This is a genomic window from Pseudomonas sp. LB3P25 (assembly GCF_054897985.1).
On sequence record NZ_CM142711.1, the window covers coordinates 1,291,117 to 1,304,379 of the forward strand.

The following is a 13,263-nucleotide window of genomic DNA, read 5'->3' on the forward strand; positions in this document are numbered from 1 at the left end:
GGCCTCTTCGCGAGCAGGCTCGCTCCCACATTTGAAATGCATTCCCCTGTGGGAGCGAGCCTGCTCGCGAAGGCGTCAGATCAAACACCGCATGGCCCGAATAAAAATATTTTCAAAATTTTGGTGAGGTAAACCCTAACCCCATCCGTGTAGTGACTGAAACTGCGAGTCATTCGCATCCGTAGTGGTTCTACACAGGTCATGAGCAATGAAGTCCAGGGCAAAATCGGGTTCGGTCAAACAGTGGTTGGGCACTTGTGCGTTGAGCTTTACGGCGTTGGCGTTGCTGCCGTTGAGTGTGGCGGCGGCGGCTGAGGCCGGCAGTGCCCGACAGAGTGCGCCGTTCAGCTTCGCAATGGCCGCCAAACCGCTGCCCCAGGCCTTGAGCGACTTTAGCCGGATCACCGGCACCAGCGTGATCTACACCGATGAAGCACCGTACGGCCTCAATGCTCCAGCGCTCAGCGGGCAGATGAGTGCCGAGCAGGCGATGCAGCTTTTGCTCAGCGGTTCGGGGTTCACCTTCCGTCGCACCGACGGCCACACCTTGGTGCTGGAGCCGTTGCCTACCGATGGCGCCTTGAACCTGGGCGCGACCACCATCACCTCGGTGGCTGATGAGTCCATGAGCTATCAGCCCCCGCCCACCAGTTCGGTGATGCGCTCATCGGCCTTGCTTCAGGAAATCCCCCAGACCGTCAACGTGGTTCCGGCTCAGGTCATTCGTGATCAAGCACCGCGCAATCTGGATGACGCGCTGGCCAACGTCAGCGGCATTACTCAAGGCAACACACTGGCGAGCACTCAGGACTCGGTGATGACTCGTGGCTTCGGCGACAACCGCAATGGCTCGATCATGCGCGACGGCATGCCGATCGTGCAGGGCCGTGGTCTCAACGCCACCGTGGATCGGGTCGAAGTGCTCAAAGGCCCGGCATCCTTGCTCTACGGCATCCAGGACCCGGGCGGTGTGGTGAACATGGTCAGCAAAAAGCCTGAACTTGAGCAATACAACGCATTGACCCTGCGCGGCTCGACCTACGGCGACGACAAAAACGGCAGTGGCGGCGGCCTCGACAGCACGGGTGCGCTCGGCGAATCCGGGTTGGCCTATCGCATGGTTCTGGACCACGAAGACGAAGATTACTGGCGCAATTTCGGCACTCACCGCGAGACGCTGGTGGCGCCATCGCTGGCCTGGTTCGGCGAAAGCACCAAGCTGCTGTTCGCCTACGAACACCGTGAGTTCCTGACCCCGTTCGACCGTGGCACGATCATCGACCCGCGTGACAATCATCCGCTGGACATCTCCCGCGAGCGTCGCCTCGACGAGCCGTTCAACAACATGGAAGGCCGCTCGGACCTCTATCACTTTGAGGCAGACCACGAGCTTAACGACAACTGGAAAGCCCACTTCGGCTACAGCTGGAATCGCGAAACCTACGACGCCAGCCAGGTGCGCATCACCGCCATCGATACCAACAAAGGCACCCTGACGCGCAGCATGGACGGCACTCAGAACGCGATCAGCACCGACCGCTTCACCACCGCCAGCCTTGAAGGCAATGTCCAGCTCGCGGGGATGAAGCATGACCTGGTGTTCGGCGTCGATGACGAATACCGCAAGATCTACCGCGAAGACCTGATCCGCCAGAAAAGCCTGAGCACCTTCAGTTACATCAACCCGGTCTACGGCCGCGAAGTCGCCGGCACCACGGTCAGCCCGGCCGACAGCGCGCAGACCGATGAACTGCGCAACGATTCGGTGTTTTTGCAGGACTCGATTCACCTGACCGATCAATGGATTCTGGTGGCCGGCGGGCGCTTCCAGGAATACGACCAGTACGCCGGCAAAGGCGTACCGTTCCAAGCCAACACCGATAGCAACGGCCAGAAATGGGTGCCTCGCGCCGGCCTGGTGTACCGCTACACCGATGAACTGTCGTTCTACGGCAGCTACACCGAGTCGTTCAAACCCAACTCGACCATTGCGCCATTGAGCGGCAGCAGCACCGTGCTGGACGGCAGCATCGCGCCGGAAGAAGCCAAGTCCTGGGAAATCGGCGCCAAGCTCGACATGCCGGGCCGCGTCACCGGTAATGTCGCGCTGTTCGACATCAAAAAACGTAACGTGCTGGTGGCCAATTCCGAAGGTCCGGTGACGATCTACAGCGCCGCTGGTGAAGTTCGTTCCCGTGGTCTGGAAGTGGACCTGAGCGGTCAGCTGAGTGATCGCTGGAGCATGATCGGCAGCTATGCCTACACCGACGCCGAAGTCACTGAAGACCCGATCTACAAAGGCAAAAAACTGCAAAACGTCGCCAAGAACACCGGTTCGTTAGCGGCGGTCTATGACTTCGGCACCATTGTCGGTGGCGATCAACTGCGGGTCGGCGCGGGGGCGCGGTATGTCGGTGAGCGAGCGGGTAACGCTGTGAACGATTTCGACCTGCCGAGCTACACCGTGGCGGATGCGTTCGCCACCTACGACACCAAGGTTGAAGGGCAGAAGGTGAAGTTTCAGCTCAACGTGAAGAACCTGTTTGACCGCACCTACTACACCTCGGCGGCGAGCCGGTTCTTTGTGTCGATGGGGGATTCGCGGCAGATCTCCTTGTCCAGCACGTTGGAGTTTTAGGTTGGGTTCAAGATCGACCCCTCACCCCAACCCTCTCCCCACGGGGGAGAGGGGGAAAGGGGGCAGATCTCCAAGCCTTTCTAATCCTGAGTTCGACTCGATATTTCAGGTCGATATAGCTCTAAGAACACCTCGGTCAGTCCCCTCTACCCCTTGGGGAGAGGGTTAGGGTGAGGGGTGGATTTCAATGACACCCCACCACACGAAAAACCTACCGCAAAAACGCCTGCCGATACTCCCCAGGCGTCCCACCCAACGCCTGACGAAACCGATTGGTGAAATGACTGGCACTGGCAAACCCGCACGCCAACGCGATCTCCCCCAACGGCTGCGACGTCGAGCGCAACAACTCCCGCGCCCGGCTCAATCGCCGCGCCAACACATACTGGTGCGGTGGCAAGCCGAAGCTCTCGCGAAACATCCGCGCAAAGTGGTATTCGGATAACGCACACAACGCAGCCAACTGCCCCAGGCTGATGGCCTCGGCCAATTGGTTGTCGATGAACTCCACCAACTGCCGTCGCTGATGCGCAGCCAATCCACCTTTAAGCCGCAAGCCCTCACGCATTCCAACCTGGCCGAGCAGTACGTGGCTGAGCATTTCATGGGCCAGGCTGCTGGTGAGTACGCGTTCGCCGGGTTCGTCCCAGTTGAGTGTGAGCATTTGCCGAAAGCGCCGGGCTTGTGCCGGATCGTCCAGAAAGGTGGCTTCGCGCAACTGTAGCTCGCGAGGTTCGCGGTCCAGCAACGTAACGCAGCCGAGGGCGAATTGTTCGGGGCTGAAATACACGTGGGCCAGGCGTATGTCGCCGTTGATCACCCAGCCCGATTGATGCTCGGCCGGCAGGATGCACAGCTTGTCGGGGCCGCCCTTGGTGCCGGGCTGGTCACGGCGAAAGGTCCCGGTGCCGCCGGCGATGTAGCAGGACAGGGTGTGGTGGCTCGGCGCTTCGTAATCCTGGGCGTCGTGATGGTTGCTCCACAAGGCTGCAGCCATGCCGTCACCGAGCTCGGCGCTGTGCTCCAGGCGAGCATTGGGCGAGCGGTTGAGGGCTTGAAAGACTTGCAGGGTTTCCAGTGCAGGCATGATGGCTTCTCTCCGACGCCTTGCATCCTACTCCGTAGCCGTTCGGCTGCCAGCCTGTGGCCCGACAAAAGCGCAAGTTTATGCAAGTGCGAAAGGCCTTGGCGCAGGACACTGAAGGCCTATTCAGGAGCCTTTGCCATGAACCTTTCGTTGTACTTGCTGACCGTGCTGATCTGGGGCACCACCTGGATTGCCTTGAAATGGCAATTGGGCGTGGTGGCGATTCCGGTGTCGATCGTCTATCGCTTCGGCCTCGCGGCGTTGGTGCTGTTCGTGATGCTGCTGCTAAGTCGCCGCCTGCAAGTGATGAACCGTCGCGGGCATCTAATCTGCCTGGCGCAGGGCTTGTGCCTGTTCTGCATCAACTTCATGTGCTTCCTGACCGCCAGCCAGTGGATCCCCAGCGGTCTGGTCGCGGTGGTGTTTTCCACGGCCACGTTGTGGAACGCACTCAATGCACGCGTGTTCTTCGGGCAGAGAGTCGCTCGTAATGTGCTCATGGGCGGTGCGCTGGGGTTGCTTGGGCTTGGCCTGTTGTTCTGGCCTGAACTGGCGGGCCACACCGCCAGCCCGCAAACCTTGCTCGGGTTGGGCCTGGCGTTGCTCGGTACCCTGTGCTTCTCGGCCGGTAACATGCTGTCGAGTTTGCAGCAGAAGGCGGGGCTGAAACCGCTGACCACCAACGCCTGGGGCATGGCTTATGGCGCGGCGATGTTGTCGGTGTGGTGCCTGGTCAAAGGCATTCCGTTCGACATGGAATGGAACGCGCGCTACATCGGCTCGTTGCTGTACCTGGTGATTCCGGGTTCGGTGATCGGTTTCACTGCCTACCTGACGTTGGTCGGGCGGATGGGGCCGGAGCGTGCAGCCTATTGCACTGTACTGTTCCCGGTCGTGGCGCTGAACGTGTCGGCGTTTGTCGAAGGCTATCAATGGACCGCGCCGGCCTTGGTGGGCTTGGTACTGGTGATGTTGGGCAATGTGCTGGTGTTTCGTAAGCCCAAGGCGTCGATGGTGCAAGGGAACGGCAAGCTGGCCTGAGAGGCATGATGATTGAGCGTTGAGGCCACTCAGCGCTCAATTCTAATGGCTATAAATATCAGCAAAGGCAATATGAAATCGACGATATGCCGAGCCCAGTCCTTCGCGTTCCAGGTTTGTGATTCATCCATATTGAACCATTCGACACCGACCACTTGCAGGCAGATGTAATAAACAAACAGGGCGATCAATAATCCGATAATTGCAAACTTCTTCGCCTCATGAAAGTTTTCGGAAGCGGCGTTTATGTTTCGATAAAGATGATAGGCACCTAGTAAGCAGAAAGCGGTATAAGTGACTTCGAGGGTAATAATGATCCAATAGATTCGGTGGTGGAGCATGGGCGAGGTAATTGCCCTGTAGCTCAGGTTCAGGTTTTCTCGGGTGGTGTCCATGCTCAGGACGTGACCGACATATTCATAGTTGGATGCGTAGTCGGTGAAGTTGCTGTACATCACCAGCAGGCCAAAGAAACTTATATAAGCCATCAGTATTACTTTGCTGTATCGGATGATCTTGTCGGTTGTAATGTTGTTCAAGGTTAGCGCTCTCCATAACTAATAATCCGAGTGTCGGGTCAATGGTGGAGAGTCTATAGTGCCTATCTTGTTTTCGTCGGTAGACTGAATTGCAAGTTGTGTATGGAACGGGCAGACGTTTAAAGCGTCTGCCCTTTTTAGTTAGCGCTTCCAAACTTGTGGGTTCACCAGGTCTTGCGGTCGCTCACCCAGCAAAGCGCTGCGCAGATTGGCCAAGGCACGGTTGGCCATGGCTTCGCGAGTTTCATGAGTCGCCGAGCCGATGTGCGGCAATGTCACCGCGTTTTTCAGTTGGAACAGGGGGGACTCGGCCAGCGGTTCTTTCTCGTAAACGTCCAGCCCGGCGCCGCGAATCCGGTTGTTTTGCAGTGCTTCGATCAGGGCAGGTTCGTCCACCACCGGGCCGCGGGAGATGTTTACCAAAATGGCGCTTGGTTTCATCAGTGCCAGTTCGCGATGGCTGATCAGGTGTCTGGTTTTTTCGCTGAGCGGCACTACCAGGCAGACGAAATCGGCTTCGGCCAGCAGTTGATCCAGTGTGCGGAATTGGGCGCCGAGTTCTTGCTCCAGCTCGGTCTTGCGGCTGTTTCCGCTGTAGAGGATCGGCATGTTGAAGCCCAGTCGGCCACGTCGGGCGATGGCCGCACCGATGTTGCCCATGCCGACGATGCCCAGGGTTTTGCCGTGTACATCGCAGCCGAACAATGGCGCGCCGACGGTGGCTTGCCATTGGCCAGCCTTGGTCCAGGCGTCCAGTTCGGCGACGCGGCGGGCGCTGCTCATGAGCAGGGCGAAGGCCAGGTCGGCGGTGCTTTCGGTTAGGACGTCGGGGGTGTTGGTGAGCATGATGCCGCGCTCGTTGAAGTAGGCGACGTCGTAGTTGTCGTAGCCGACCGAGACGCTGGAGACGACTTCCAGTTTGGCGGCGTTTTCCAGTTGTGCGCGACCGAGTTTGCGACCGACGCCGATGAGGCCGTGGGCGTGGGGCAGGGCTTCGTTGAATTGGGCGTTGATGTCGCCGTTTTTCGGGTTTGGCACGATGACGTCGAAGTCTTGCTTCAGGCGTTCGACCATTTCGGGAGTGACGCGGCTGAAGGCGAGGACGGTCTTTTTCATGGGAGGAGGGCTCGTCGGGGCTTGGTGAATGCCAAGCACGCTAACATTCTTTTCCAGCGTTGTGCGAGTACTCGGACTGGCCCGAAGTACACCGTCCAGAACTGTGGGAGCTGGCTTGTCGGGTCGCCGCATCGCTGCGATGGCGGCCTGACAGCCGACCAGTCTCATTCAGGTGTACATATCCATTCCTGCGGTAACGGCCGCTAATGGTTTCGCTCTTACAGCGAGTCACTTTTTCAAACGACAAAAAGTAACCAAAAGTCTTCGCCCCGAGCGTCCGGCCCCTCGCCTAGGCTCGGCGTTCCTTCGTTCCGGCATTCATCTGGGGGCATCGCCTCGGGTCGGCTTCGCTTCGACCTCCTCTCGATGTGTGCGGCTTCGCCGCACGGCGCTTCGCGCCTACCCCCCAGATGAACGCCTCCACTCAGCCTCCCGAAGGGGCGGGTGGATCAAGATCAAGGGCTGCAGGCGAGCTAACGCTCGGCCTGTTGAGTGGTGAGGGGCGGGTGTATGCAGGTCTGTTTTTGCTTTTGCTTTTGTAGGAGCAAGCGATGCGGCGACCCGACTTGCCCGCGAAGGCGGCCTGACAGCCGACCAGTATTTTGCTGATGTACCCAATCCAACTGTGGGAGCTGGCTTGCCTGCGATGGCAGCCTGAAAGCCGACCAGTATTTTGCTGATGTACACGATCTACTGTGGGAGTGAGCCTGCTCGCGATGGCGATGGTTCATTCAACATTGATGTCGACAGACACACCGCTATCGCGAGCAAGCTCAGCTCCTACAGGGGATTAGCGGTGTGGCGCAGGTTTTGGTGTGTTGATGTTATCCAGCATCCGGTTCACCGCCAGCTCGGCCAGCATGACGATCTGCTGGATCGCCATCGCCGTGTTCCGATGCGGGCCTTCCAGATACCCCGCAAAATCACTGGCCATCACACTGGCCTGGGCCAACGATTCACAGGTATGGGCCAGCAGGTCTTCGTCTTTGAGGTCCGGAGCGAGCATAAACATCGTGCTGGGTTTGCGGGTGGTCGGTGATTTGAGGGCAGCAGGATTGAGGTAGTGATTCAGCGCGCGTTCGGCGGCGTCGTTGAGTTTTTTGGAATCGAGGGATTCGTAGGGGGAAACGTCGTCGGTTTCCGGAGGGTTCGGTGTTTCTTTAATCATGCGGACGTTACTCATTGGCGTGTTTATTGGAGCCGCCATTTTCGCTTCCAGACGAAAGGGTGGCAGCCGTGCGCAGGCTGGAAAACCGGATAAACCCGCCAAAACCCGGCAGACCCGAAGGTCTCCCGCGCACAGCTGCCATAACAGAACATTGCGAGCAGAAAAAAGCGCCGCAGTATGCCATGAGCTGTTGACGTGTTTATCAGGTTTCCAGGCCTGATCGCTGAAATGCCAGCGACCCCAAAAGCCTACCCATTTCCCTTCCGACCCAACAACCGACAGAACCCGTCGGAAACATTCCCCAAAATCACCGCATCTGTAGGACCGTGAAATCAGTTCGCCACCCGAACCCCACCCATGCTCCCGCTCAATTCATACGCCACCAATTCCGCCTGATGCGCCGCCAAGATCTCCGGCAACGAGCCACGCAAGTACTCGACCCACGTCTTGATCTTAGCGTCCAGATACTGCCGCGACGGGTAGATCGCATACAGGTTCAATTCCTGCGAGCGGTACTTGGGCATCACCCGCACCAGACTCCCGTTACGCAAGCCTTCAATCGCCGCATACACCGGCAACACGCCAATCCCCATGCCGCTGATGATCGCGGTCTTCATCGCATCAGCGGAGTTCACCAAAAACGGTGAGCTATTAATGGTGACCATTTCCTGGCCTTCAGGCCCGTCGAAGGTCCACTTCTCCAGCGGAATCACCGGGCTCACCAAACGCAGGCAGGCGTGGTTCAGCAAGTCGCTGGGCTTCTGCGCGCAACCGTTGGCTTTCACATAGGCCGGTGAGGCGCAAACGATGCTGTAGGTGATGCCCAAACGCTGGGAAACAAAACCCGAGTCCGGCAGTTCGCTGGCGAGCACGATGGACACGTCGTAGCCCTCGTCCAGCAAGTCCGGCACACGGTTGGCCATGGTCAGGTCGAAGGTGACGTCGGGGTGGGTCTTGCGGTAGCGGGCGATGGCGTCGATCACGAAGTGCTGACCGATGCCGGTCATGGTGTGCACCTTGAGCTGCCCGGCCGGGCGGGCGTGGGCGTCGCTGGCTTCGGCTTCGGCTTCTTCGACGTAGGCCAGGATCTGCTCGCAGCGCAACAGATAGCGCTTGCCGGCTTCGGTCAGGGCGATGCGTCGGGTGGTGCGGTTGAGCAGGCGGGTTTGCAGGTGGGCTTCCAGGTTGGAGACCGCGCGCGAGACGTTGGCCGTGGTGGTGTCGAGTTGCACGGCGGCGGCGGTGAAGCTGCCGGCCTCGGCCACGTAACTGAAGGCGCGCATGTTTTGCAAAGTGTCCATGGGGTGCTCTCTAAGCGAATGGCAAATTGTGACACGAAGTTGCTGATTTTTTACAGGCGACTAAAGATGGACCAACGGATTATCGCGTTAACGGTAACAAAGATTCACAGGATTCCCAGCTTATCGCCAACAAAGCCGACCCCTAGAATTGCGCCACCGCTGGAACATCAAACCCTGTGGGAGCGAGCCTGCTCGCGAAGGCGGTAGGTCAGTCAACATCTGAGCCAAATGACACACCGCCTTCGCGAGCAGGCTCGCTCCCACAGGGTTGCGGTGCCGTTCCCACAAAATCTTATACCTCCCCCCACCTCAGGAATTTGCAGCAGTGCCGCGTCGCATCAACAGAGCGCTCAAGACGCTCAGTGTTTTGGCTTTAACCCTGGCAATCAGCGGCTGCATCGGTACCGGAGGTATTGCCCCACAGGGCAAGGCGTTGGAGGCCGATTCATTGGCCACCGACGAAGCCATCCAGAACGCCGCACAGGACGCTCACTGGCCCACCGCGCAATGGTGGCAGGCCTATGGCGACCCGCAACTGAACCGCTGGATCGACCTCGCCCTGCAAGGCAGCCCGACCATGGCCATGGCGGCGGCGCGAGTGCGTCAGGCCAAATCCATGGCCGGGATCGCCGAGTCCGCCGAGTCGCTGCAGATCAATGGCGAATCCACCCTCAAACGCCACAACTGGCCCACCGATCAGTTCTACGGGCCGGGCGAATTGGCCAACACCACCACGTGGGACAACAACGCGGCATTGGGCTTCAGCTACGCCCTCGACCTTTGGGGCCGTGAAAGCAACGCCACCGAGCGCGCTGTGGACATGGCTCACATGACCGCTGCCGAAGCGCGGCTGGCCCAGCTCGAATTGCAGAACAACATCGTGCGCGCCTACATCGAGTTGTCGTTGCATTACGCGCAACGGGACATCGTCGCCGCGACCCTGAAGCAGCAACAGCAAATTCTCGACCTCGCGCAGAAGCGCCTGAACGGCGGCATCGGCACCCATTTCGAAGTCAGTCAGGCCGAAACGCCGCTGCCGGAAACCCACCGCCAGATCGATGCGCTGGACGAAGAAATCGCCCTCAGCCGCAACCAGCTCGCGGCCCTTGCGGGCAAAGGTCCGGGGGAGGGAGCGCAGTTGCAACGGCCGACGCTGTCGTTGGGCGCAGTGCTGAAGTTGCCTTCGTCCTTGCCTGCGCAATTGCTCGGCCAGCGTCCGGACGTGGTCGCCAGTCGCTGGCAAGTGGCGGCCCAGGCGCGCGGTATAGATGTTGCGCACGCCGGGTTCTACCCCAACGTCGATCTGGTCGGCAGCCTCGGCTACATGGCCACCGGCGGCGGGGCGCTGGAGTTTTTGACCGGCAAGAAGCTCAACTACGGCGTCGGCCCGGCCATCTCGTTGCCGATCTTCGAAGGCGGCCGTTTGCGCTCGGAGCTGGGCGAAGCCTCGGCCGGTTACGACATCGCCGTGGCCAAGTACAACCAGACGCTGGTCAACGCGTTGAAAAACATCTCCGACCAGCTGATCCGCCGCGAGTCCATGGACAAGCAGCAGGGTTTTGCCGCCGAGTCGGTGGCGACTGCGCAGAAGACTTACGACATCGCGATGATCGCCTACCAGCGCGGCCTCACCGATTACCTCAACGTGCTCAACGCCCAGACCTTGTTGTTCAAACAGCAACAAGTTCAGCAACAGGTGCAGGCGGCGCGACTGAGTGCTCACGCCGAACTGGTGACGGCGCTCGGCGGTGGACTCGGCGCGGGCAACGATGTGCCAAAAGACAGTCAGACCCAGGCACCGAAAACCCCGGCCCTTCTCAAGAGCCTCTCGAATTGAACATGCAACCTGTGGGAGCGAGCCTGCTCGCGAAAGCGGTGTGTCAGGCGACATCAGCAGTGACTGACACACCGCATTCGCGAGCAGGCTCGCTCCCACAGGTTCCTCACCTGACTGAATTGCATTGAGCAGAATTTCATGACCCCCTTGCCCGCACCTTTGCGCTGGCTGTATTCCCTTGAATGGCGCCGGGGTTTCTTTGACTGGGCGCGCAGCGATGGCGTGACCTGGGTCTACATTTTCAAGGTCTTGTTCGCGGCGTTTCTGACGTTGTGGCTGGCCATGCGTCTGGAGTTGCCGCAACCGCGCACGGCGATGATCACTGTGTTCATCGTCATGCAACCGCAAAGCGGCCACGTATTCGCCAAGAGTTTCTATCGCTTCCTCGGCACCTTGGCCGGCTCGGCGGTGATGGTTGCGCTGATTGCCTTGTTTGCGCAGAACACCGAGCTGTTCCTCGGCTCATTGGCGATTTGGGTGGGCATCTGTTCGGCGGGCGCGGCGCGCTATCGTAACTTCCGCGCTTACGGTTTCGTGCTCGCCGGTTACACTGCCGCGATGGTCGGTTTGCCTGCCTTGGCGCACCCGGACGGCGCGTTTATGGCGGCGGTTTGGCGGGTGCTGGAAATTTCGCTGGGGATTATTTGCTCGACGCTGGTCAGCGCCTCGATCCTGCCGCAAACCGCCAGCGCCGCCATGCGCAACGCCTTGTATCAACGCTTCGGCGTCTTCGCGTTGTTCGTCACCGATGGCCTGCGCGGTCGCAGCAAACGGGAGGCTTTCGAGGCGAGCAACGTGCGCTTCATCGCTGAGGCTGTGGGGCTGGAAGGACTGCGTAGCGTCACCGTGTTCGAAGACCCGCACATGCGTCGGCGCAACGGTCGGCTCAGCCGCTTGAACAGCGAATTCATGGGCATCACCACGCGCTTCAACGCCTTGCACCAGTTGCTTGAGCGCTTGCGCGGCAGCGGCACCGATCACGTGGTCGCGGCGATCAAACCAGGGTTACAAGACCTGGCGGAAGTGCTCGACGGTTTCAGCGGCCGCGCCCTGACGAGCCCCGATGCTGCGCGCCTGACGATTGCATTGACGACCTATAAGGAAAACCTGCCGGCGCGCGTTCGCAGCTTGCGGGCAATCTTTCAAGAGAGCGAGCCGAGCGACGCCGAGCAGCTGGATTTTCATACCGCGTATGAACTGCTCTATCGCTTCGTCGACGACTTGCACAGTTATGCACAGACCCACGCGTCGCTGGCCGATCACAGTCACGCGCGCGAGCAATGGGATGAGCCGTTCACTCCGCAAACCAACTGGATGGCGTCGGCCGCCTCGGGGATTCGCGCGGCGTTCATTCTGGTTGTACTCGGCAGCTATTGGGTCGCCACGGCGTGGCCGAGCGGTGCGACCATGACCCTGATTGCCGCCGCGACCGTGGGCCTTTCGGCGGCGACACCGAACCCGAAGCGCATGGCGTTTCAGATGGCTTGCGGGACGTTCCTCGGGGCCCTGATCGGCTTCGTCGAGATGTTTTTCATCTTCCCTTGGATCGACGGTTTTCCGTTGCTCTGCGTGATGCTCGCACCGGTGATCGTGCTGGGTTCGTTCCTGACTTCACGGCCGCAATATGCGGGCGTAGGGCTCGGCCTGCTGATCTTCTTCAGCACCGGTTCGGTGCCGGACAACCTCACCGTTTACAACCCTTACGCCTTCATCAACGACTACATCGCCATGGTGCTCGGCATGCTGGTGTGCGCGGCGGCCGGGGCGATCATTCTGCCGCCCAACAGCCGCTGGTTGTGGCGTCGGCTGGAACAGGATTTGCGCGGGCAAGTGGTGTACGCCATCAGCGGCAAACTCAAGGGCCTGGCGTCGAGTTTCGAAAGCAGCACCCGCGACCTGTTGCATCAGGCCTACGGTCTCGCGGCAGGGCAGCCGCAGGTACAACGGGACTTGCTGCGCTGGATGTTTGTGGTGCTGGAAGTCGGCCACGCGATCATTGAGTTGCGCAAGGAACAGGCGATCCTGCCGGTGCACCCGGCCTATGCCGAATCCCAACCGTGGCGCCAGGCAATCCGCGTGATGGGCCGCTCGTTGGTGCGGCTGTTTCTGCAACCGAGCCAGAGCAATCTGGAGCGCAGCCTGATCGCGGTCGACCATGCGATCAGCCGCGTGCAAGCCACCGACGAACCTTTCGCGCCGCACTTCGACACCTCGGCCTTGCGTCGGGTGAAGAGCTATTTGCACTTCATCCGCACCTCGCTGCTCGACCCGCAATCACCGCTCGCTGCTTACACCAACACCAAGCCGCAAGGACTTGAACATGCCTCGTGAAATCGCTTTCCACGGCGTGTACATGCCGACCATGACCCTGATGTTTTTTATCGCGGCGGCGCTGGCCTGGGCGCTCGATCGGTTCCTGTCCGGGTTCGATCTGTACCGCTTCTTCTGGCACCCGGCGCTGCTGCGCCTGAGTCTGTTTACCTGTCTGTTCGGCGCCCTGGCGCTGACTGTTTACCGTTGACTCTCTATCACTGAC

10 protein-coding genes are annotated in these 13,263 nt (G+C 59.9%); 5 read left to right on the plus strand and 5 right to left on the minus strand.

Features of this window, described 5'->3' with window-relative positions; genetic code table 11:
• The first annotated feature begins 208 nt into the window (after positions 1-208).
• Positions 209-2,638 carry a TonB-dependent siderophore receptor gene (locus ACYZTW_RS05620; protein ID WP_462004069.1) on the plus strand — a complete coding sequence of 810 codons (2,430 nt, stop codon included), beginning with the start codon at positions 209-211 and terminating at the stop codon, positions 2,636-2,638.
• Between the two features lie 211 nt (positions 2,639-2,849).
• Here ACYZTW_RS05620 and ACYZTW_RS05625 read toward each other — a convergent pair whose 3' ends face one another.
• Positions 2,850-3,725: an AraC family transcriptional regulator gene (locus ACYZTW_RS05625; RefSeq protein WP_415757873.1), complete on the minus strand. Its 876-nt coding sequence runs from the start codon at positions 3,723-3,725 to the stop codon at positions 2,850-2,852.
• Between the two features lie 138 nt (positions 3,726-3,863).
• On the opposite strand from ACYZTW_RS05625, the gene ACYZTW_RS05630 reads away from it, so the two are divergent.
• On the plus strand, positions 3,864-4,766 hold the full coding sequence (locus ACYZTW_RS05630; protein WP_462004070.1) for a DMT family transporter: 903 nt from the start codon (positions 3,864-3,866) through the stop codon (positions 4,764-4,766).
• A 29-nt stretch (positions 4,767-4,795) separates the two neighbouring features.
• Here ACYZTW_RS05630 and ACYZTW_RS05635 read toward each other — a convergent pair whose 3' ends face one another.
• From ACYZTW_RS05635 to ACYZTW_RS05650, 4 genes are all read right to left on the minus strand, one after another.
• Entirely contained in the window at positions 4,796-5,305 is a 510-nt protein-coding gene (locus ACYZTW_RS05635; protein ID WP_462004071.1) for a DUF2165 family protein, read from the minus strand.
• Positions 5,306-5,446: 141 nt separating this feature from the next.
• Positions 5,447-6,421: a 2-hydroxyacid dehydrogenase gene (locus ACYZTW_RS05640; protein ID WP_462004073.1), complete on the minus strand. Its 975-nt coding sequence runs from the start codon at positions 6,419-6,421 to the stop codon at positions 5,447-5,449.
• A gap of 790 nt (positions 6,422-7,211) precedes the next feature.
• Positions 7,212-7,589 carry a DUF6124 family protein gene (locus ACYZTW_RS05645; protein ID WP_462004074.1) on the minus strand — a complete coding sequence of 126 codons (378 nt, stop codon included), beginning with the start codon at positions 7,587-7,589 and terminating at the stop codon, positions 7,212-7,214.
• A 332-nt stretch (positions 7,590-7,921) separates the two neighbouring features.
• On the minus strand, positions 7,922-8,890 hold the full coding sequence (locus ACYZTW_RS05650; protein WP_462004075.1) for a LysR family transcriptional regulator: 969 nt from the start codon (positions 8,888-8,890) through the stop codon (positions 7,922-7,924).
• A gap of 325 nt (positions 8,891-9,215) precedes the next feature.
• Between ACYZTW_RS05650 and ACYZTW_RS05655 the strand changes: the two genes are divergently transcribed.
• The 3 genes from ACYZTW_RS05655 (at position 9,216) to ACYZTW_RS05665 (ending at position 13,248) form a co-directional block, all read left to right on the plus strand.
• Complete coding sequence (locus tag ACYZTW_RS05655) at positions 9,216-10,727, plus strand: efflux transporter outer membrane subunit (protein WP_462004076.1); 1,512 nt, start codon at positions 9,216-9,218, stop codon at positions 10,725-10,727.
• A gap of 138 nt (positions 10,728-10,865) precedes the next feature.
• Positions 10,866-13,058, plus strand: a complete 2,193-nt coding sequence (locus ACYZTW_RS05660; RefSeq protein ID WP_462004077.1) for an FUSC family protein — start codon at positions 10,866-10,868, stop codon at positions 13,056-13,058.
• The gene (locus ACYZTW_RS05665; protein WP_007896379.1) at positions 13,048-13,248 is read left to right on the plus strand and encodes a DUF1656 domain-containing protein; all 201 of its coding nucleotides are present in this window, start codon (positions 13,048-13,050) and stop codon (positions 13,246-13,248) included. The genes ACYZTW_RS05660 and ACYZTW_RS05665 overlap by 11 nt, the downstream gene beginning before the upstream one ends.
• The last annotated feature ends 15 nt before the right edge of the window (positions 13,249-13,263 follow it).

Excerpts from the sequence above, each read along its gene's own strand:
- ACYZTW_RS05620 (WP_462004069.1), top strand. The coding sequence starts at position 209 with ATGAAGTCCAGGGCAAAATCGGGTTCGGTCAAACAGTGGTTGGGCACT.
- ACYZTW_RS05625 (WP_415757873.1), bottom strand. The coding sequence starts at position 3,725 with ATGCCTGCACTGGAAACCCTGCAAGTCTTTCAAGCCCTCAACCGCTCG.
- ACYZTW_RS05630 (WP_462004070.1), top strand. The coding sequence starts at position 3,864 with ATGAACCTTTCGTTGTACTTGCTGACCGTGCTGATCTGGGGCACCACC.
- ACYZTW_RS05640 (WP_462004073.1), bottom strand. The coding sequence starts at position 6,421 with ATGAAAAAGACCGTCCTCGCCTTCAGCCGCGTCACTCCCGAAATGGTC.
- ACYZTW_RS05645 (WP_462004074.1), bottom strand. The coding sequence starts at position 7,589 with ATGATTAAAGAAACACCGAACCCTCCGGAAACCGACGACGTTTCCCCC.
- ACYZTW_RS05650 (WP_462004075.1), bottom strand. The coding sequence starts at position 8,890 with ATGGACACTTTGCAAAACATGCGCGCCTTCAGTTACGTGGCCGAGGCC.
- ACYZTW_RS05660 (WP_462004077.1), top strand. The coding sequence starts at position 10,866 with ATGACCCCCTTGCCCGCACCTTTGCGCTGGCTGTATTCCCTTGAATGG.
- ACYZTW_RS05665 (WP_007896379.1), top strand. The coding sequence starts at position 13,048 with ATGCCTCGTGAAATCGCTTTCCACGGCGTGTACATGCCGACCATGACC.